Source organism: Rathayibacter tanaceti (assembly GCF_009834165.1).
GTDB classification, from domain to species: Bacteria; Actinomycetota; Actinomycetes; order Actinomycetales; family Microbacteriaceae; genus Rathayibacter; species Rathayibacter tanaceti.
In genome coordinates this window covers 2,035,967-2,055,069 of sequence record NZ_CP047186.1, presented here as the reverse complement: position 1 = coordinate 2,055,069, position 19,103 = coordinate 2,035,967, and the positions used below count along the sequence as shown (strand labels likewise).

The following is a 19,103-nucleotide window of genomic DNA, read 5'->3' as shown; positions in this document are numbered from 1 at the left end:
GCCCCCGGTCCGCCGGGGGCCTTCGTCGTTCCCCGACCTGGCCCGCGCCTCAGGCCGAGCCGACCGGCGGAAGGACGATGTCCACCGCCAGACCGCGGGGAGAGCGGTTCGCGAGGGTGACGGTGCCGCCCGCCGAGACGACCGTGGTGTGCACCAGGGCCAGACCCAGCCCGCTGCCGCCGGAGGCGAGGGCCCGGGAGTCGTCCGGGCGCGAGAAGCGGTCGAAGGCGACCGGGATGAACGCGGCGGGCATGCCCGGTCCGTCGTCCGAGACGCTCAGCAGGAGTCGCCCGTCCTGCTGGCTCAGCGCGGCCACGATCATCCCTCCACCCCGCAGGGCCTGGATCGCGTTGCGGACGAGGTTGTCGATGACACGGCCGAAGTCCTGAGCGGCCACCGCGTACAGGCGCGCCGGCTCCCGCTCGTCGATCTCGTAGTCGATCTCGACCCCCGATTCGGAGGCGAGCAGGCGGGTGCGGTCGACGGCGCCGACCAGCTCGTCCACCAGCTCCGAGAAAGGGGCGGTCGGCCGCACTGTGCGGCTCTCGATGCGCGAGATGTCCAGTAGCGCGGAGGCGAGCCGGACGAGCCGGTCGACGCTCTTCTGCGCGTCCAGGATCACGCGGTCCACCGCGGCGGAGTCGTCGACCCGGTGGTGCGCGATCTCGAGTTGCGCCGAGAGTGCGGCGAGCGGCGTCCGCAGCTCGTGGCTGGCGTCCGACACCATCTGCTTCTCGCGAGCGAGCGACGCGGTCTGCTTGGTCAGGAACGCGTTGAGCGTCACCGCCAGCTCGTCGATCTCGTCACGGGTCCCGACGACGGGGAGCTGATCACCCTGCCCGGGATCGGCGGCAATCTGGTCCGCGCGGGCGCGCATCCGCCGCACGGGGGCGAGGGCCGCGCCGGTCAGGATCCACGAGGCCAGGCCGAAGGTGACGACGAGGAAGATCGCGGCGTAGACCAGGACATGCGCGAAGTCGTCAAGCACGAGCTGCGACGCGGCCTGATCGCGCGCGGAGGCGACCTGCCAGACCCCCTGGGCGCTCTCGACCGCACTGATCCGCACGAGGTAGCGGGTGTCCGGTGTCGTCACCTCGATGAATCGCACGGACGCACCCGCCGGCTCCTCCGTCAGGGCAGTGCGCACCCTGTCGGCCAGCCGCGAGGGCATGGTCGATGTGCTGACTGCGCCGTCAGGCGCCAGCGCGAGGAACAGCTGGCCGGTCGAGGGCCCCCGGTTCTGCGGCACGTTGCCCACCGAGATGTCGCGGCGGACCTCGTCCTCAATCGACATCAGGATGGTGCGCTCGCTGCGGTCGACGATCCCGGAGACGACCTGGTGGAAGAGGACCGCGGAGAGCGCGAAGAGCACGGTGGCCACCGCGACGGTTCCGACGGTGATCCTCGCGCGGATCGACAGCGCGCCGGAGCGACGGCGTGCGGTACTCGCCTCCGTCACGGGCTACTCGACCGGGCGGAGGAAGTAGCCCTTGCCGCGCACGGTCACGATGCTGACGCCGGTGTCCTCCGTCGGCAGCTTCTTGCGGAGGTAGCTGACGTACTGGTCGACGATGTTGTTGTCGACGATCTCGCCTCCGCCCCAGATCTCGGCGAGGATCCGCTGGCGCGTGACGACGGAACCGACGGGGGAGATCAGCAGCTTGAGGAGCTCGAGCTCTTTGGGGCTGACGTGGATGCGCGAGCCGTCGGCGGTGCGGCGGATGCTCGAGCCGTCGACGGTGATCCTCCCGACATCGATCGATGTCGACATCAGGGAGGGGCTGCGGCGCAGTAGGGCGCGGAGGCGGGCGTTGAGCTCGGTGAACGCGAACGGCTTGGTGAGGTAGTCGTCGGCACCGGCGTCGAGTCCGAACACGCGGTCCTCGATCGCGTCGCGCGCGGTGAGCAGCATGATCGGCGTGGGTCGCCCCAGTTCACGGATCCGTCGGCAGATCTCGAAGCCGGACATGGCGGGGAGCATCACGTCGACGATGGCCGCCGAGAACTCGGCGTTGGTGAACGCGACGAGCGCGTCGATGCCGTTCGTGGTCAGCACGGCCTCGTAGCCGGCGTCTTCGAGTCCGTCGACGAGGGCCTCGCCCATGGCTGGATCGTCTTCGACGACAAGGATTTTCACGCGCTCACCCTACGGCTCGGTTCTCAGGATCACAGACGTGGACGCCGCGTGTCCGGTGCGATGGTTCACAGGAGACCGGCGCCGGCGGTAGGCGCGGAGCGGATCCGCGGGCCCGACCCCTCCGATCGTGGGTCGGCGCCGAAGAGAAGAGGAAGTGGCCGAGCGGTGGCGGGACCTGCGCTAACCGTGGCGCTCTTCTTCTCTCCTTCTCCTCGGAAGCCCGACGACACTGTTCGCGCTGTTCACTTCACCGTCACCCGGGGGCGGCACACCACATGTTCTCGTTCCTCTCGATCTGGGTGCGTCTCGCCCTCTCGGTCGTCCTGTGGATCGTCCTGCTCCCCGTCATGCTTCTGCTGCTCCCGTTCCGCACCGACCGGTGTCGTCCGCGCTCGGTGCCGCGGAGCGAGCGGATGAGACCCGGCGTGGCCGCGATCGATCCTCTGCCGCACCCCAGCGCGTCCTGACCCAGCTCGATCCCGTCGGGTGCGCTCGTGCGGAGCGCCACCTGTGGCGCCGTCGCTCACCGGGCCGGCCGCGCACACGGTTCGCCCATGCCGAATCCTCGGCATCCGTGAGCGCTCGCGCGTCAACCCCGTCGTGATCTCTCAGGCTGCTGGCCTAGCGTTCCTCCGTATGGTTACCCGACCGGAAGAACAGCGGATACAGCCCTCCACAATCGTCGCCGACCCGATCCACCTCGACGCAAGCAGCGGAGCGGCGGCGACCATCCGCGTCACGCCAACCGTCGTCGTGTCCTCTGTGGTCGCACCGCCTCCACGGGGGGTCCTCTCGCGGATCCTGGGTCGTGGTCGCTGCGAGGCCTGCGGGACAGCGACCGCCCGACGGCGCGACACCTTCTGCTCGGCGGCCTGCGCGAGCACCTTCCACCTGTACGAGTGAGAGCGGGCCGGCGCCGACCAGCGCGACGGCATCGCTGAGCGACGACGGCCCGGGAACCCTGATCCCGGGCCGTCGTCGTGTCCGCGCCGACCGACGGGAGCATGGGCACCGCTGCACCGTGCGTCACGGCGCAGGATGCCTCACTCTGAGGAGGGCCTCCGGCTCGGGCGACCGGCCGCGAGGAGTGGTGCCCCCAGTAGGATTCGAACCTACGCCCCTGCCTCCGGAGGGCAGTGCTCTATCCCCTGAGCTATGGGGGCCAGGAGTGCCTGACCACATTAGCACCCGGTCGGGCGGGCCCCGACCCCGAGGAGCGCGCCCCGCGCGTGCCACGATGGAGGCATGCTGCGCACTGTCTCCGCCTCGCTGGACCTGCGTCTGGACGGTCCGACGGACCTCGTCCTGCTGATCGCGGCGACGCCGACCGGCGACTCCTTCGACGACTCCCTCGCGGTGCGCCTCAACGGCGAGCCGCTGCCCGTGCGCGAGTTCCCCGGGCGGCACGGAGCCCGGATCCACCGCGCGGCAGGCGCCCAGGGAGCGCTACGGGTCGAGTACACGGCGCGCGTCGCCGGACACGGAGCTCCCGACGAGCCGAGCGAGCTGGAGCTGGTCGAGTACCTGCGTCCCAGCCGGTACGCGGAGGCGGACCTGCTCGGCGGGATCGCTCGCCGCGAGTTCGGGCGGGCGAAGGGCTTCGAGGCGCTGACCGCGGTCGAGGAGTGGGTGCACGGCCGCCTCTCCTATGTCTACGGCTCGACGGTGGGCACCGGCGGGGCGGTGCAGGTGATCGAGAGCGGCGAGGGAGTCTGCCGCGACTTCGCGCACACCGCCACCGCGCTCCTGCGCGCGCTCGACATCCCCGCGCGGGTGAGCGCTGTCTACGCGCCCGCGCTCCGGCCGCGCGACTTCCACGCGGTGACGGAGGCGTGGGTGGGCGGGGCCTGGCACGTCATCGACGCGACGCGGCTCGCTCCGCGCGGGTCGATGCTCCGCATCGCGTCGGGGCGGGACACCGCCGACACGGCGTTCCTCAGCAGCTACCTCACCGACCTGTCGCTCACCGCGATGCGCGTCGAGGCCGAGTGCGACGAAGCGCTCGAGGACGACCACGTCTCACCGGTGCGCCTGGGCTGACGCCGGAGCTCAGCCGCCGAGAGCGGCGAGTGCCGCTCGCACCAGAGGCTCGGGGTCGCCGGGCTCGACGAAGGAGGCACTGGACGCCTCGACCCAGTACTCGCCGACGAACGCATCGGCGACTCCCCGACCGTCGGCCACCTGGTAATAGCCCTCGATCTGCGGCGGTCTGCCGTAGGTGGGCACGGCCTTGCTGGTGGTGAAGAACTCGTTCTTGAGGGCCTCGATGACGTCCGGATCCAGGTGCGCGACGGCGAGCTGGAGCTCGGCTCCCGATCCGTCGGACCAGCCGCAGAGCAGGCCGTCGTACTGGGCGATCTCGCGCGAGACATCGGTCGGCTCGACGTCGTCGGCGGGGGAGAAGCCGTTCCACAGGCCTTCGAGTGCGGAGGCGGGCACCAGCTGCTCGCACGAGAGCGGGATCGGCGTGCCGGTCACGGCACCGCTCGCGCTCGGCTCCGGCGCGGCGGACGGGGCGCAGCCGGCGAGGAGCACCGCCGTGAGGCTGACGACGAGGAGGACGGCGGGACGGCGCATGCGAGGCACCCTAGCGGCTCCCTCCGGACCGGCCGCGCAGCGCCACGGGCAGGGGAGCGCGCAGCGCCACGACAGGGGAGAGGGGCGGACAGCGGCCGGTACAATCACTCCCCGTGACTCCTGAGCAACTCGCCGCCTCCCTGCACGCCCTCGTCCTCGACGCCGTGCAGCGACGAGGCGGTGACGCGGGGGTCGACCTCTCGGACGTCGTGCTGGAGCGGCCGAAGAACCGCGACCACGGCGACTGGGCCTCGAACATCGCGATGAAGCTCGCGAAGAAGGTCGGCGCGAACCCGCGCGAGCTCGCGGCCGAACTGGCCGAAGGGCTGGGCGCGGTCGAGGGGGTCGCCACGGTCGAGGTGGCCGGGCCGGGGTTCCTCAACGTCCGGCTCGAGGCCGCGGCGGCGGGCGCCCTCGCCGGCGTCATCGTCTCGGCGGGCGAGTCCTACGGGACGGGCAGCGCGTACTCCGGCGTGCGGATGAACCTCGAGTTCGTCTCGGCGAACCCCACCGGACCGATCCACATCGGCGGCACCCGCTGGGCGGCGGTCGGCGACAGCCTCGCGCGGATGCTCATCTCGCAGGGCGCCGAGGTGACCCGCGAGTACTACTTCAACGACCACGGCGCGCAGATCGACCGCTACACGCGGAGCCTGCTCGCGGCGTACCGGGGCCAGCCCACGCCCGAGGACGGCTACGGCGGCGCCTACATCGCCGAGATCGCCGAGCGGGTGGTCGCCGCCTACCCGGGTGACCTCTCCGTGCTCCCCGATGCGGAGCTCGCCGAGACCTTCCGCTCGATCGGCGTCGAGCTGATGTTCGGCGAGATCAAGCAGAGCCTGCACGAGTTCGGCGTGGACTTCGACGTGTACTTCCACGAGAACTCGCTGCACGAGTCTCGTGCGGTGGAGCGTGCGATCGAGCGCCTGCGCGAGCTCGGTCACCTCTTCGAGGCGGACGGCGCGACGTGGTTGCGCACCACCTCCTTCGGCGACGACCGCGACCGGGTGGTCATCAAGAGCGACGGCGAGGCGGCGTACATCGCCGGCGACCTCGCCTACTACCTCGACAAGCGCGAGCGCGGCTTCGACCGGGCGATCATCATGCTGGGAGCCGACCACCACGGCTACATCGGCCGGATGATGGCGATGTGCGCCGCGTTCGGCGACACCCCGGGGGTGAACCTCGAGATCCTGATCGGTCAGCTGGTGAACCTCATCCGCGACGGCGAAGCGGTCCGGATGTCCAAGCGCGCCGGCACCGTGGTGACCATGGAGGACCTGGTCGAGGCCGTCGGAGTCGACGCGGCCCGCTACTCGCTGGTGCGCTCCTCCGCCGATTCCACCCTCGACATCGACCTCGACCTGCTGACCAAGCGCAGCAACGACAATCCCGTCTACTACGTGCAGTACGCCCACGCCCGCACCCGTCAGGTCGCGGCCAAAGCGGCGGCTTCGGGAGTACCGGCCGAGCCGTTCGCGCCCGAGACGCTCGTGCACCCGACGGAGTCGGCGCTGCTGGGCGGGCTCCAGGAGTTCCCGCGGATCGTGGCGCACGCCGCCGAGCTCCGCGAGCCGCATCGCGTCGCGCGCTACCTCGAGGAGATCGCGGGCCTCTACCACCGCTGGTACGACACCTGCCGCGTGGTGCCGCAGGGCGAGGACCCGGTCGAGGCCGTGCACTCGACCCGCCTCCGCCTCAACGAGGCGACCGGTCAGGTGCTGCGCAACGGTCTCTCGCTGCTCGGCGTCACCGCCCCGGACCGGATGTGAGCGAGGCCGTCGGGCCGCGGCGGCGGCGCAGGGGTGCCCGCGCCGCGCTCGTCGTCGCGATCGTCCTGGTGCTGGTGGTGATCGCCGCGGTCGTCGGCGACTCGGTCGCGCGCCGCGCGGTCGCCGATCGGGCCGCCGCGAGCCTCAGGGAGGCGCTCGCGCTGCCCGCCGATCACGCGGTCGACGTCGACGTGGCGGGCTGGGCGGTGCTGCCGCAGCTGCTGAGAGGCCGGCTGGACCGCCTCGACCTGCGCAGCTCCGACGTCTCGTTCGGCGAACTCGACGGCGATGTGGCGGCGACCCTCGTCGGAGTGCCCGTGAGCGGCGACGGAACCGTCGACTCCGGCACCGCGACGGTCGACATCGACGCCGCCTCCGTCTCGACGCTGGTGACGGAGCGCAGCACGGTGCCGGTGGATGACGTGACCCTCGACCCTCCGCTCGTGCGCGTGACGGCGTCGGTCGATGTGCTCGGCCTCAGCCTCGGGGCGGGAATCGGCCTCGGACTCGCGGCCGTCGACGGGGCGATCGAGCTGACGCCGCAGGAGGTCTCGGCGGCGGGGGCCACCTTCTCGGCGACGCAGTTCCGCGAGCGCTTCGGCGCTGTCTCGGGCGATCTGCTCGCACCGTCGACGGTCTGCATCGCCGACTCGGTGCCCCGCGGGCTGACGCTGACCGGCGTCGAGGTCGCCCGTGACTCCATGGACGCGACCTTCGCCCTCTCGCCGAGCTTCCTCAGCGATCCGGCCGAGCAGGAGACCGGCTCCTGCTCCTGATCGGGCGCGGCGGCCGCCGCGTCGCCCGGTAGGATCGGAGCCCTGTGCCCGCGTCGTCCGCGGGTCGAACACTGACATCGCTGGCTTCAGGGGTCAATCCGGACCCGCTCGCCCCGCAGTGACGCTCCCACTCTCTCCTGTGAGGTCTCACCCGTGGTCATCGACGCCGCCCGCGCTCCCCAGCATCCGCTCGCGCCCGACTGGCTGCGCACCCCCGACGATGCGAACGAGCTCGTCGAGGGGATCTGGTCGGACGGCGCCCGTCGTGACGCGGACGGTGTGCTCTGGGTCGCCGGAGTCGCCGCCACGGAGCTCGTGCGCCGGTACGGCACTCCTCTCTATGTGGTCGACGAGGCGGATGCCCGGCGCCGGGCCGTCGAGCTCCGCGACGTGTTCGCCCGCGAGCTCGCCCGCATCGGCACGGGCGTCACCGTCTACTACGCAGGAAAGGCGTTCCTGTCGACCGAGGTCGCCCGCTGGATGCGCGGCGAGGGCCTCAACCTCGACCTCTCCAGCGGCGGGGAGATGGCCGTCGCGCTCGCTGCGGGAATCGAGCCCGAACGCTTCGGCCTGCACGGCAACAACAAGTCGCTCGCCGAGATCGATCGTGCCGTCGAGGTCGGCGCGGGCACGATCGTGCTCGACAGTCTCCTCGAGATCGAGCGCGTCGCGGCCGCAGCCGAGCGGCACGGGCGGGTGCAGGCCGTCCGCCTCCGCGTGAACAGCGGCGTGCACGCGCACACCCACGAGTTCCTCGCCACCGCGCACGAGGACCAGAAGTTCGGCCTCGCGCTCGCCGACTGCCCGGCCGCCGTGGCGCGCATCCGCTCGTTCCCGTCGCTGCGCTTCCTCGGCCTGCACTGCCACATCGGCTCCCAGATCTTCGGGGCGGGCGGATTCGCGGAGTCCGCGTCGCGCCTGCTCGACGTGCACGCAGCCCTGCTCGCGGACGGCCCGGTGCCCGAGCTCAACCTCGGCGGCGGCTTCGGCATCGCGTACACGAGCGCCGACGATCCCACGCCGATCGCTGAGATCGCGGCGGCCGTCGCGGACGCGGTCGCTGAGCAGTGCGCGGTGCGCGGGATTCCGGTGCCGCACATCGCGATCGAGCCGGGGCGCTCGCTGATCGGGCCCGCCGGCCTGACCCTCTACGAGGTCGGCACCGTCAAGGATGTGGTGGTTGGCCCGGAGGGAGCGACGGCCGTGCGCCGCTACGTCAGCGTCGACGGCGGGATGAGCGACAACGCCCGCCCTGCGCTCTACGGAGCCGACTACACGGCGCTCCTCGCGAACCGCTCCTCCTCGGCCGAACCCGCGCTGGTGCGGGTCGCCGGCAAGCACTGCGAATCGGGCGACATCGTCGTGCACGACGACTTCCTGCCCGCCGACGTCGGGCCGGGCGATCTGCTCGCCGTCGCGGCGACCGGCGCCTACTGCTGGTCTCTCGCCAGCAACTACAACTACCTCGGCCGTCCCCCGGTCGTCGCCGTGCGCGACGGGCGCTCCCGCGTCCTCGTGCACGGCGAGACCGAGGAGGACCTCCTCCGCCGCGACGCCGGCATCGAACGAAAGGCGACCTCCCGATGATCGAGTACCGCAGCCTCCGCGTCGCCCTCCTGGGTGCCGGGTCCGTCGGTGCCCAGGTGGCCCGCCTCCTGCTCGACCACGGCGACGAGCTCGCGCAGCGCGTGGGGGCGCCGCTGGAGCTCGTCGGCGTGGCCGTGCGGAATCCGGACGCCCCGCGCACCGCCGACATCCCGAGGCACCTGCTGACCACCGACGCGGAGTCGCTGATCCTCGGCGCCGACATCGTGGTCGAGCTGATGGGCGGTCTGGAGCCGGCCCGGAGCCACATCCTCGCGGCGATCTCGTCGGGCGCCGACGTGATCACCGCGAACAAGGCGCTCCTGGCCGCGCACGGGAACGAGCTCTTCGAGGCGGCGGACCAGGTCGGCGCGCAGCTCAACTACGAAGCGGCCGTCGCGGGCGCCATCCCGATCATCCGTCCGCTGCGCGACAGCCTCGCGGGCGATCGCGTCCACCGGATCCTCGGCATCGTGAACGGCACGACCAACTACATCCTCGACCGGATGGACACCGAGCACTCGAGCCTCGAGGAGGCGCTCGCCCGCGCCACCGAGCTCGGCTACGCCGAGGCGGACCCGACGGCGGACATCGAGGGCTACGACGCCGCGCAGAAGGCCGCGATCCTGGCGCGCCTGGCGTTCCACACCGACGTGCCGGTCACCCTCGTGCACCGCGAGGGGATCACCGGCATCACCACGGCTCAGGTCGACCAGGCCCGCGACTCCGGCTACGTGATCAAGCTGCTGGCGATCTGCGAGCGGCTGACCGACGCCAAGACGGGGGAGGAGGGCGTCTCGGCACGGGTCTACCCGGCGCTCGTGCACCGCTCGCACCCGCTCGCCGCCGTCCACGGCGCCAACAACGCGGTCTTCGTCGAGGCCGAGGCGGCCGGCGATCTGATGTTCTACGGAGCCGGTGCCGGCGGCGTCGAGACCGCCTCGGCGGTGCTGGGCGACGTGGTATCGGCCGCCAGGCGCCACGTCGTCGGTGGTCCCGGCCTGGTCACCAGCGCGAACTCCGGCCTGTCGGTCCTGCCGATCGGGCATGTCACGACCCGATACCAGGTCACCCTCGAGGTGCTCGATCGGCCGGGCGTGCTCGCGCAGATCGCGGGGGTGTTCGCCGACCACGGGGTCTCGGTCGAGACCCTGGTGCAGACTCCGCCGGACGCCGACCCGCTGGAGGAGACGACCGGTGCGGCGCGGCGCGAGCCGACCGCTACCCTGGTCCTCGGCACGCACGCCGCGGCGGAATCCGATCTGGCGGCCACCGTCACCGCCCTCCACTCCCATGGTTTCGTGGGCGCCGTGACGTCTGTTCTACGAGTTGAAGGAGCCTGAGATGGCCAAGCAGTGGCGCGGAGTCCTGCACGAGTACGCGGACCGCCTCGATGTGACGGAGGCGACCCCGGTCATCACGCTGGGCGAGGGCGGCACCCCGCTCATCCCCGCCGCGGCCCTCTCTGCGCGGACGGGCGCGAAGGTGTGGGTCAAGTACGAGGGCATGAACCCGACGGGATCCTTCAAGGACCGTGGCATGACCATGGCGATCTCGAAGGCCGTCGAGCACGGTGCGAAGGCTGTCATCTGCGCCTCGACCGGCAACACCTCGGCCTCGGCCGCCGCGTACGCGACCCACGCCGGCATCACCGCCGCCGTGTTGGTGCCCGAGGGCAAAATCGCTCTGGGCAAGCTCAGCCAGGCCATCGCGCACAACGCGCAGCTCCTGCAGGTGCAGGGCAATTTCGACGACTGCCTCGACATCGCCCGCGACCTCGCGAACAACTACCCGGTGCACCTGGTCAACTCGGTGAACCCCGACCGCATCGCCGGCCAGAAGACGGCGGCCTTCGAGGTCGTCGAGGTCCTGGGCGACGCGCCGGACCTCCACATCGTCCCGGTGGGCAACGCGGGGAACTACACCGCCTACTTCCGCGGCTACTCGGAGGAGCTGGAGCGCGGCGCCACGACGCGCCTCCCGCGCATGTTCGGCTTCCAGGCCGAGGGCTCCGCTCCGATCGTCCACGGCGCCCCGGTCCGCCACCCCGAGACGATCGCCAGCGCGATCCGGATCGGCAACCCCGCCTCATGGGAGCTCGCTCTGAACGCACGCAGCGCCAGCGACGGCTACTTCGGCGCGATCAGCGACGAGAAGATCCTCGAGGCCTACCGCATCCTCGCCGGCGAGGTCGGCGTCTTCGTCGAGCCGGCGTCGGCGATCAGCGTCGCCGGGCTGCTCGAGCGTGCCGAGGCCGGGGCGATCCCGAAGGACGCCACAGTCGTGCTCACGGTCACCGGTCACGGCCTCAAGGACCCGCAGTGGGCGCTCCGTACCGCCGACGGCGCCGACATCACGCCGACCGTCGTGCCTGTCGACACGGCAGCGGTCGCGGACGTGCTGGGGCTGGCCGGCGCATGACCTCAGCGGTTCCCGTCGGCCGCACCGTCCACGTCAAGGTCCCCGCCACCTCGGCGAACCTGGGCCCCGGCTTCGACACGCTGGGCCTGGCGCTCTCGTTCTACGACGAGCTCGACGTGACCGCCGTCGCGGCGACGGGTGCCCGTGTGACGGTGCACGGCGTGGGCGAGGGCGAGGTGGCGACCGACGAGACGAACCTCGTCGTGCAGGCCGTCGCGTACACCTTCGCGGATCAGAGCCAGGAGATGCCCGGGATCGAGGTGATCGCGCGCAACATCATCCCGCACGGCCGCGGGATGGGCTCCTCCGGGGCGGCGATCGTCTCGGGGATCATGGCGGCGAAGGGGCTGCTCGAGGGGATCGTGGAACTCGACGCCGACGACCTGCTCCGCATCGCGACCGAGATGGAGGGGCACCCCGACAACGTGGCGCCCGCGCTCTTCGGCGGGCTGACCATCGCGTGGGTGGAGCCCCACGCCGATGCGGCCGCCGGCTCCCCGCTGCGCCCCCGCTCCAAGAAGCTGATGGTGCACCGCGGAGTCTCGCCGGTCGTCTTCGTCCCCGAGCACACCATGTCGACGCGCCTGGCGCGCTCGTTGCAGCCGCAGAGCGTGCCGCACGAGGACGCGGTCTTCAACGTCTCGCGCTCGTCGCTGCTGATCGCGGCGCTGATCCAGAGCCCGGAGCTGCTCTTCGCGGCGACAGAGGACAAGCTGCACCAGAACTACCGCGCGGCCGCGATGCCGCAGACCTCCGAACTCATCGCCCTCCTGCGCTCGCACGGCTACGCGGCCGTCGTCTCGGGCGCCGGGCCGAGCGTCCTGGTGCTGTGCAGCGACCCCGCGCAGCGGCTCGCGGCGGCCGACCTCGTCGCGACCGAGGCGCCCACGCCGTGGCGCGCGCACATGCTGGCCGTCGACTTCAAGGGTGCTACAGTGGGGACCGCATCCCTAGGAACCGCGTAACGAGCGGACTCTGTCCGACGGATCGTCCCGACAACCACGGCCATCCCATCGTGTGAAGGGCGCCCCTGCTTCTCCTGCAGACCGGCGCCTGGTCTCCGGGCCCTCGCTGCGCTCTCTGGCAGGAGGCGCCGGTGACCGAGAGCATCGCGTGGATCAGAACACGCGATGGCACCGCGCGGTCGATGAGCTCTCCCGGTGAGCAGTCGTTCCCGGGGGGAAGGAACCCTCTCCAGTGACAGATGTCAACACCCACGGCTCGACCGTGGATCTCACCGCCGATCTCTCGGCGCTCCGCGTCGCGGAGCTCCAGGCGCTCGCGACGCGCCTCGGCCTCGGCGGAGCCTCCAAGCTCCGCAAGGGCGAGCTCGTCCAGGCGATCTCGGACCTCCGCGCCGGCGCTGCGGCCGACGCCGAGTCGATCGCTCCGGCGACCGCCGAGGACGTCGCCCCCGTCGTCGACGCCACCGTCGTCGAAGCGGAGCCGGCGGACGTGGCCGAGCAGGCGGCGCCCGCCCCCGAGGCGGCGGCCGAGCTGCCGACCGCCCTCGAGAGCACGGAGGCCGACACGGCCGACGTCCTCGAGCAGGCCGCACCGACCGCTCCCGAGGCGGCGGCCTCCGTCGCCGAGTCGGCACCGGTCGAGCTCGAGCTCCCCGCGGCCGCCGAGCCGGCCGCCGAGCCGGCCGAGCGCACCCCGCGTCGCCGCAACTCCCGCCGCGCCTCCAGCGGCACGGTCGCTGCAGGCGAGCACCTCAACGTCCCCGGCGGGTCCGGAGTCGACTCGCTGATCCCCGACCTCCCGGTGCTCGAGCAGGATCGCGACGCCGAGCCGGCCACGAAACCCGTGATCGACATCGAGCTGCCGAACGGCCCCGAGTCCGACGACTCCTCCCGCGAGAACGGCCAGCGTGAGCGCCGCGGCCGCCGCCGCAGTCGCGGAGGCAGCGCCGAGCAGAACGAGCAGGCCGAGTCCGCGCCCGCCGACAACGACGCGTCCTCCGACTCCGGCGACCAGCAGGAGCAGCAGAACGGCGACCAGCAGCAGAACGGCGACCAGCAGGGCACCGGCCGCGGACGCAATCGGCGCAACCGCAACCGCAACCGGGGGGACGACCGCCAGAACGACGCTCCTCAGAACGGTGCCGCGCAGAGCCAGCCGCAGAACGGTCAGGGCTCGCGCGCCGCGCAGAGCGAGGGCCAGCAGGTCCCGCAGCAGCAGGGCGGCACCGGCCCGCAGCAGAACGGCCAGCAGGCCGAGGGCGAGGACGGGCGCCGCAGCCGCTACCGCGACCGCAAGCGCCGCGGCGGAGCAGTGGGCGACGACATCGAGCCCGAGATCGGCGAGGACGACGTCCTCATCCCGGTCGCCGGCATCCTCGACGTCCTCGACAACTACGCGTTCGTGCGGACCACGGGCTACCTGCCCGGCGTGAGCGACGTGTACGTCTCGCTCGGCCAGGTCAAGAAGTACAACCTGCGCAAGGGCGACGCCGTCGTCGGCGCCATCCGCCAGCCCCGCGAGGGCGAGGGTGGCGGACGCCAGAAGTACAACGCGATCGTCCGGGTCGACTCGATCAACGGCCAGACCGTCGAGGAGGCCGCCGCACGCGTCGAGTTCCAGAAGCTCACGCCGCTCTACCCGACCGAGCGCCTGCGCCTCGAGACCGAGCCCGGCAAGCTGACCCAGAGGATCATCGACCTCGTCGCCCCGATCGGCAAGGGCCAGCGCGGCCTCATCGTCGCGCCGCCCAAGGCGGGCAAGACGATCGTCCTGCAGCAGATCGCCAATGCGATCGTGCAGAACAACCCCGAGGTCCACCTCATGGTCGTCCTCGTCGACGAGCGTCCGGAGGAGGTCACCGACATGCAGCGCACCGTGCGTGGCGAGGTCGTCGCCTCCACCTTCGACCGCCCGGCCGAGGACCACACCACGGTGGCCGAACTCGCGATCGAGCGCGCGAAGCGCCTGGTCGAACTGGGACACGACGTCGTCGTGCTGCTCGACTCGATCACCCGCCTCGGCCGCGCCTACAACGTGACGGCGCCCGCCTCGGGTCGCGTGCTCTCGGGCGGGGTCGACGCGTCGGCCCTCTACCCGCCGAAGAAGTTCTTCGGAGCGGCGCGCAACATCGAGAACGGCGGTTCGCTCACCATCCTCGCGACGGCACTCATCGAGACCGGCTCGAAGATGGACGAGGTGATCTTCGAGGAGTTCAAGGGCACCGGCAACATGGAGCTCCGCCTCTCCCGCCACCTTGCCGACAAGCGGATCTTCCCCGCGGTCGATGTGAACGCCTCCGGTACCCGCCGCGAGGAGATGCTGCTCAGCACCGACGAGGTCAAGATCACCTGGAAGCTTCGCCGCGCCCTCGCCGGGCTCGACCAGCAGCAGGCGCTCGAGATCATCCTGTCGCGCCTAAAGGAGACCTCCTCGAACGTCGAGTTCCTGATGCAGGTCTCGAAGTCGGCGGTCGGCCCGGCCGCCGCCGGCCACGGCAACGGCCACCACTAGCGCCCCGACGTCCGCGGTCGCCCCTCGAGCAGGGGCGGCCGCGGACGTTTTCGCGTCCCCGGGTGCCGCCGCTGCGTCCCCACCCCACTACTCCGGAAGCCAGGCCCCTCATGTTCGAATCCGTCAGCGTCCTCCTCGCCGAGCACGAGGACCTGCAGACGCAGCTCTCCGACCCGGCTCTGCACGCCGATGCCGCCCGGGCGAAAAAGGTCAACCGGCGCTATGCGGAGCTGAGCCAGATCAGGGCGGCGCACTCCGCGTGGCTCCAGGCCGGCGAGGACCTCGAGGCGGCACGCGAGCTCGCCCGGGAGGACGAGGCGTTCGCTGAGGAGGTCCCCGAGCTGGAGGAGTCGCTGCGCGTGGCGCAGGAGAGGCTGCGACGCCTCCTCATCCCGCGCGACCCGGACGACGGGCGCGACGTGATCATGGAGATCAAGGGCGGCGAGGGGGGAGCCGAGAGCGCGCTCTTCGCCGCCGACCTGCTCCGGATGTACCTGCACTACGCGGAGGCGAAGGGCTGGAAGACCGAGATCCTCGACCGCGACGAGTCCGACCTCGGCGGCTACAAGAACGTGCAGGTCGCGATCAAGAGCAACGCCTCCGATCCGTCGCAGGGCGTCTGGGCTCACCTGAAGTACGAGGGAGGCGTGCACCGCGTGCAGCGCGTCCCCGTCACGGAGTCGCAGGGCCGCATCCACACATCGACGACCGGCGTGCTGGTGTTCCCCGAGGTCGACGCGCCCGAGGAGGTCGCGATCAACCAGAACGACCTCAAGATCGACGTCTACCGCTCCTCGGGGCCCGGCGGTCAGTCGGTGAACACCACCGACTCCGCGGTGCGCATCACCCACCTTCCCACCGGCATCGTCGTCTCGATGCAGAACGAGAAGAGCCAGCTGCAGAACCGCGAGGCGGGCATGCGTGTGCTGCGCGCCCGCATCCTGGCGCGCCAGCAGGAGGAGATCGCCGCGGCGGCCTCGGACGCGCGCAAGACGCAGATCCGGACGATGGACCGCTCGGAGCGCATCCGCACCTACAACTTCCCCGAGAACCGGATCGCCGACCACCGCACGGGCTACAAGGCGTACAACCTCGACGGGGTGATGAACGGAGCGCTCGACCCGGTGGTCGAGAGCGCGATCCAGGCCGACGAAGAGGCGCGTCTGGCCGACATCGGCTCCGAGGGGGCATGAGCCTCGTGACCGCCGGCGTCGACGCCCGGGCTCTGCTCGCGGAGGCGGTCGGTCGTCTCGCCGCCGCGCACGTGCCGACCCCCGATGTGGACGCGGAGCTGCTGCTCGGCCACGTGCTCGGACTCGGCCGCGGGCAGCTCCAGGCACGCCTGATCACAGGGCTGGCCCTCGACGAGCGCGCGCAGGCGGCGCTCGAGAGCGCGATCGAGCGCCGGGCCGCCAGGGAGCCGCTCCAGCACATCACCGGCGTCGCACCGTTCCGCTCCCTTGAGCTGGCGGTGGGCCCCGGAGTGTTCGTGCCCCGCCCCGAGACCGAGGGCGTCGCGCAGATCGCGATCGACGCCCTGCGTGCCGTCGTCGATCCATCGCCCCTCGCCGTCGATCTGGGCACGGGGAGCGGAGCGCTCGCGCTGGCCCTGGCGCACGAGGTTCCGCACGCCCGGGTGATCGGCGTCGAGAACGCCCCGGAGGCGTTCATCTGGGCGCGCGGCAACCGCGAGCGTCTCGGGCTCGAGAACGCGCGCATTATCTTCGACGATCTGGCCCGGGCGCTGCCCGAGCTCGACGGCACCGTGTCGGTCGTCGTCTCCAACCCGCCGTACATCCCGGCGGCCGCGATCCCGCGCGATCCGGAGGTGCGCCTGTTCGACCCGCCGTCGGCGCTCTACGGCGGCGAGGATGGGCTCGACGTGGTCCGCTCGCTCTCGGTCACCGCGCTGCGCCTGCTCCGGCCAGGGGGAGTGCTCGTGATCGAGCACGGCGAGCTGCAGGGTGCCGCGATCCGCGCGCTGCTGACGGCTGACGGCTGGCGCGGCTCGACCACGCAGCGCGACCTCACCGGACGTGATCGGGCGACGGTAGCGGTGCGCTGAGGCGGCGGGTCCACGCGCGCTGCTCGCGTCGGCCGTGGTCCGGCAGCCGCGCTGGGCGGGGATGCTCGGAAGGCGAGCAGCGCCTCCGCAGGCGTGCTCGTCGGCTCCCTGCGGAGGTGCCCGAATCCACTGACGCGCACGGCCCGCGGAGTGACTCCGGGAGCCGCTCCGCGCTGACGAGCGCGAAGCCTGTCGCTCAGTCCTCAGCCGCGTACTTCGCCTCCGTGGACGCCTTCGCCGGTCGCCACCACGCCTCGTTCGCCCGGTACCAGTCGATCGTGGCCGCGAGACCTGCCTCGAAGTCGGTGTAGACCGGGCGCCAGCCGAGCTCGGTCCGCAGCCGCGAGGAGTCGATGGCGTAGCGGAGGTCGTGCCCCGGCCGGTCGGTGACGTGGTCGAAGTCGTCCTCGGCGCGGCCGAACGCGACGAGGATCCGCTGCACAACCTCGAGGTTGCTCCTCTCACCGTCGGCGCCGATCAGGTAGGTCTCGCCGATCTCGCCGCGGTCGATGATCGCCCAGACGCCGCTGTTGTGGTCGTCGACGTGGATCCAGTCGCGCACGTTCGCGCCCGCTCCGTAGAGCTGGGGCCGGATCCCGTCGATGGCCTGGGTGATCTGGCGCGGGATGAACTTCTCGACGTGCTGGTAGGGCCCGTAATTGTTCGAGCAGTTCGAGATCGTCGCGCGGATCCCGAACGAGCGCACCCAGGCGCGCACGAGCAGATCGCTGGCCGCCTTCGTCGACGAGTAGGGGCTCGACGGGTTGTAGGGGGTGCGCTCCGTGAACCGCGCCGGGTCCTCGAGCGCGAGGTCGCCATACACCTCGTCTGTCGAGATGTGGTGGTAGCGGACGTCGTGCGTGCGCACCGCCTGCAGCAGCGCGAAGGTGCCGACGATGTTCGTCTCGAGGAACGGCGTCGGGTCGTGCAGCGAGTTGTCGTTGTGCGACTCCGCCGCGAAGTGCACGACGAGGTCGGAGTCGGCCACGAGCCGGTCGACCAGCTCGGCATCGGCGACATCGCCCTCGACGAGCCGCACCCGGTCGGCCACGGGGGCGAGGGACTCGCGGTTGCCCGCGTAGGTGAGCTTGTCGAGAACAGTGATCCGCACGTCGGGACGCTCACGGAGGGTCAGGTGGACGAAGTTGCTGCCGATGAAGCCGGCACCGCCGGTGACGAGGATTCGCACGAGGGCTCCTGCGGGGGTCGGGGAGAAAGGGGTTCAGCGGCCGGCGGTCGCGCCCTCGAGGCGCAGCAGCCGCTGGAGGTAGGCGCCGTAGCCGCTCTTGACCAGCGGAGCTGCGAGCTCAGCCAGACGGGCGTCGTCGATCCAGGAGTTGCGCCAGGCGATCTCCTCGATGCAGCCGATCTTGAAGCCCTGGCGCTGCTCGATGACGCGTACGAACTCGGTCGCCTCGATCATCGAGTCGAACGTGCCCGTGTCGAGCCAGGCGGTGCCGCGGTCGAGGACCTGGACCTTGAGACGCCCGGCATCGAGGTAGCGTTCGTTGATCGTCGAGATCTCGAGCTCGCCGCGGGCCGAGGGGCGGATCGTCTTCGCGATGCCCACGACGTCGTTGTCGTAGAAGTAGAGTCCGGGCACGGCGTAGGTGCTCTTGGGGTGCTCCGGCTTCTCCTCGATCGAGACCGCCCGGAACCGCTCGTCGAACTCGACGACACCGTAGGCGCGGGGATCCGCGACCTGGTAGGCGAAGATTACGGCGCCCTCGATCGAGGTGTTCGTCGCGAGCGCCGTCCCGAGTGCCGTCCCGTGGAAGATGTTGTCGCCGAGCACCAGCGCGACGGACTCGTCGCCGATGAACTCCTCGCCGATGAGGAAGGCCTGGGCGAGGCCGTCGGGGGAGGGCTGGACGGCGTAGTCGATCCGCATTCCGAGGCTCGAGCCGTCGCCGAGCAGCGCGCGGAACTGATCGTTGTACTCCGGGGTGGTGATCACGAGGACCTCGTCGATCCCGGCCATCATCAGCGTGGACAGCGGGTAGTAGACCATCGGCTTGTCGTAGATCGGCATCAGCTGCTTCGAGATGCCCTTGGTGATGGGCCACAGTCGCGAACCGGAGCCGCCGGCGAGGACGATGCCCCTCATCGCGCGGCTCCCGACCGGACGGGGGCCGGGATCGTCTCCCGGCGAGCCGCGGAGCAGGAGGTCGGAGACTGCGCGGAGGGGATCACGGTCACGACTCTATCGGCCGGTCGCGGGCGGCTCCGCCGGGCCGGAAGCGCCCGCGGGGATGTGGCGGGGACTGACGCGTCGGCTCACTCCGGCATCGGCT

General features: G+C 71.4%; 16 protein-coding genes and 1 tRNA gene. 11 read left to right on the top strand and 6 right to left on the bottom strand.

All coding sequences use genetic code 11. The annotated features are described in order from the left end of the window. Positions 1–49 precede the first annotated feature (49 nt). Positions 50–1,459, bottom strand: a complete 1,410-nt coding sequence (locus tag GSU10_RS09665) for a sensor histidine kinase (protein ID WP_082844956.1) — start codon at positions 1,457–1,459, stop codon at positions 50–52. Positions 1,460–1,462: 3 nt separating this feature from the next. After that, a complete protein-coding gene (locus GSU10_RS09660) occupies positions 1,463–2,104 on the bottom strand; it encodes a response regulator transcription factor (protein WP_132504101.1) in 642 nt (213 codons plus the stop codon). A 308-nt stretch (positions 2,105–2,412) separates the two neighbouring features. Between GSU10_RS09660 and GSU10_RS09655 the strand changes: the two genes are divergently transcribed. Further along, positions 2,413–2,604 carry a hypothetical protein gene (locus tag GSU10_RS09655; protein WP_068208287.1) on the top strand — a complete coding sequence of 64 codons (192 nt, stop codon included), beginning with the start codon at positions 2,413–2,415 and terminating at the stop codon, positions 2,602–2,604. Positions 2,605–3,225: 621 nt separating this feature from the next. Here the strand turns inward: GSU10_RS09655 and GSU10_RS09650 are convergent. Beyond that, positions 3,226–3,300: transfer RNA gene (locus GSU10_RS09650), tRNA-Arg, on the bottom strand. A gap of 82 nt (positions 3,301–3,382) precedes the next feature. Between GSU10_RS09650 and GSU10_RS09645 the strand changes: the two genes are divergently transcribed. Continuing rightward, complete coding sequence (locus GSU10_RS09645; protein ID WP_068208284.1) at positions 3,383–4,177, top strand: transglutaminase-like domain-containing protein; 795 nt, start codon at positions 3,383–3,385, stop codon at positions 4,175–4,177. A gap of 9 nt (positions 4,178–4,186) precedes the next feature. Here GSU10_RS09645 and GSU10_RS09640 read toward each other — a convergent pair whose 3' ends face one another. Further along, entirely contained in the window at positions 4,187–4,714 is a 528-nt protein-coding gene (locus GSU10_RS09640; protein WP_068208280.1) for a hypothetical protein, read from the bottom strand. Positions 4,715–4,827: 113 nt separating this feature from the next. Here GSU10_RS09640 and argS point away from each other — a divergent pair, with 113 nt between their 5' ends. The 9 genes from argS to prmC all read left to right on the top strand — a co-directional run bounded on the left by argS (position 4,828) and on the right by prmC (position 16,809). Further along, positions 4,828–6,486: an arginine--tRNA ligase gene (gene argS, locus GSU10_RS09635; protein ID WP_132504103.1), complete on the top strand. Its 1,659-nt coding sequence runs from the start codon at positions 4,828–4,830 to the stop codon at positions 6,484–6,486. Further along, complete coding sequence (locus tag GSU10_RS09630; protein WP_132504105.1) at positions 6,483–7,262, top strand: LmeA family phospholipid-binding protein; 780 nt, start codon at positions 6,483–6,485, stop codon at positions 7,260–7,262. Before argS ends, GSU10_RS09630 begins: the two co-directional genes overlap by 4 nt. A gap of 153 nt (positions 7,263–7,415) precedes the next feature. Further along, positions 7,416–8,849 carry a diaminopimelate decarboxylase gene (lysA, locus tag GSU10_RS09625; RefSeq protein WP_236713513.1) on the top strand — a complete coding sequence of 478 codons (1,434 nt, stop codon included), beginning with the start codon at positions 7,416–7,418 and terminating at the stop codon, positions 8,847–8,849. Continuing rightward, a complete protein-coding gene (locus GSU10_RS09620; protein WP_132504107.1) occupies positions 8,846–10,189 on the top strand; it encodes a homoserine dehydrogenase in 1,344 nt (447 codons plus the stop codon). The genes lysA and GSU10_RS09620 overlap by 4 nt, the downstream gene beginning before the upstream one ends. A 1-nt stretch (position 10,190) precedes the next feature. Further along, the gene (gene thrC / locus GSU10_RS09615; RefSeq protein ID WP_132504109.1) at positions 10,191–11,267 is read left to right on the top strand and encodes a threonine synthase; all 1,077 of its coding nucleotides are present in this window, start codon (positions 10,191–10,193) and stop codon (positions 11,265–11,267) included. After that, complete coding sequence (gene thrB, locus GSU10_RS09610) at positions 11,264–12,232, top strand: homoserine kinase (protein ID WP_068208271.1); 969 nt, start codon at positions 11,264–11,266, stop codon at positions 12,230–12,232. Before thrC ends, thrB begins: the two co-directional genes overlap by 4 nt. Before the next feature lie 232 nt (positions 12,233–12,464). After that, positions 12,465–14,744: a transcription termination factor Rho gene (gene rho, locus GSU10_RS09605; protein WP_132504111.1), complete on the top strand. Its 2,280-nt coding sequence runs from the start codon at positions 12,465–12,467 to the stop codon at positions 14,742–14,744. 110 nt (positions 14,745–14,854) lie between these two features. After that, entirely contained in the window at positions 14,855–15,937 is a 1,083-nt protein-coding gene (prfA, locus tag GSU10_RS09600) for a peptide chain release factor 1 (protein ID WP_068210900.1), read from the top strand. Continuing rightward, on the top strand, positions 15,934–16,809 hold the full coding sequence (prmC, locus tag GSU10_RS09595; protein ID WP_068210887.1) for a peptide chain release factor N(5)-glutamine methyltransferase: 876 nt from the start codon (positions 15,934–15,936) through the stop codon (positions 16,807–16,809). The genes prfA and prmC overlap by 4 nt, the downstream gene beginning before the upstream one ends. Positions 16,810–17,005: 196 nt before the next feature. Here prmC and rfbB read toward each other — a convergent pair whose 3' ends face one another. Both rfbB and rfbA read right to left on the bottom strand, forming a co-directional pair. Beyond that, positions 17,006–17,998 (bottom strand): dTDP-glucose 4,6-dehydratase, encoded by a 993-nt coding sequence (gene rfbB / locus GSU10_RS09590; RefSeq protein ID WP_068210884.1) that lies wholly within the window; start codon positions 17,996–17,998, stop codon positions 17,006–17,008. A gap of 33 nt (positions 17,999–18,031) precedes the next feature. Continuing rightward, on the bottom strand, positions 18,032–18,916 hold the full coding sequence (gene rfbA, locus GSU10_RS09585; protein ID WP_068210881.1) for a glucose-1-phosphate thymidylyltransferase RfbA: 885 nt from the start codon (positions 18,914–18,916) through the stop codon (positions 18,032–18,034). Positions 18,917–19,103: the final 187 nt, after the last annotated feature.

Excerpts from the sequence above, each read along its gene's own strand:
- GSU10_RS09660 (WP_132504101.1), bottom strand. The coding sequence starts at position 2,104 with ATGGGCGAGGCCCTCGTCGACGGACTCGAAGACGCCGGCTACGAGGCC.
- GSU10_RS09655 (WP_068208287.1), top strand. The coding sequence starts at position 2,413 with ATGTTCTCGTTCCTCTCGATCTGGGTGCGTCTCGCCCTCTCGGTCGTC.
- GSU10_RS09645 (WP_068208284.1), top strand. The coding sequence starts at position 3,383 with ATGCTGCGCACTGTCTCCGCCTCGCTGGACCTGCGTCTGGACGGTCCG.
- GSU10_RS09640 (WP_068208280.1), bottom strand. The coding sequence starts at position 4,714 with ATGCGCCGTCCCGCCGTCCTCCTCGTCGTCAGCCTCACGGCGGTGCTC.
- GSU10_RS09620 (WP_132504107.1), top strand. The coding sequence starts at position 8,846 with ATGATCGAGTACCGCAGCCTCCGCGTCGCCCTCCTGGGTGCCGGGTCC.
- thrC (WP_132504109.1), top strand. The coding sequence starts at position 10,191 with ATGGCCAAGCAGTGGCGCGGAGTCCTGCACGAGTACGCGGACCGCCTC.
- thrB (WP_068208271.1), top strand. The coding sequence starts at position 11,264 with ATGACCTCAGCGGTTCCCGTCGGCCGCACCGTCCACGTCAAGGTCCCC.
- prfA (WP_068210900.1), top strand. The coding sequence starts at position 14,855 with ATGTTCGAATCCGTCAGCGTCCTCCTCGCCGAGCACGAGGACCTGCAG.
- prmC (WP_068210887.1), top strand. The coding sequence starts at position 15,934 with ATGAGCCTCGTGACCGCCGGCGTCGACGCCCGGGCTCTGCTCGCGGAG.
- rfbA (WP_068210881.1), bottom strand. The coding sequence starts at position 18,916 with ATGAGGGGCATCGTCCTCGCCGGCGGCTCCGGTTCGCGACTGTGGCCC.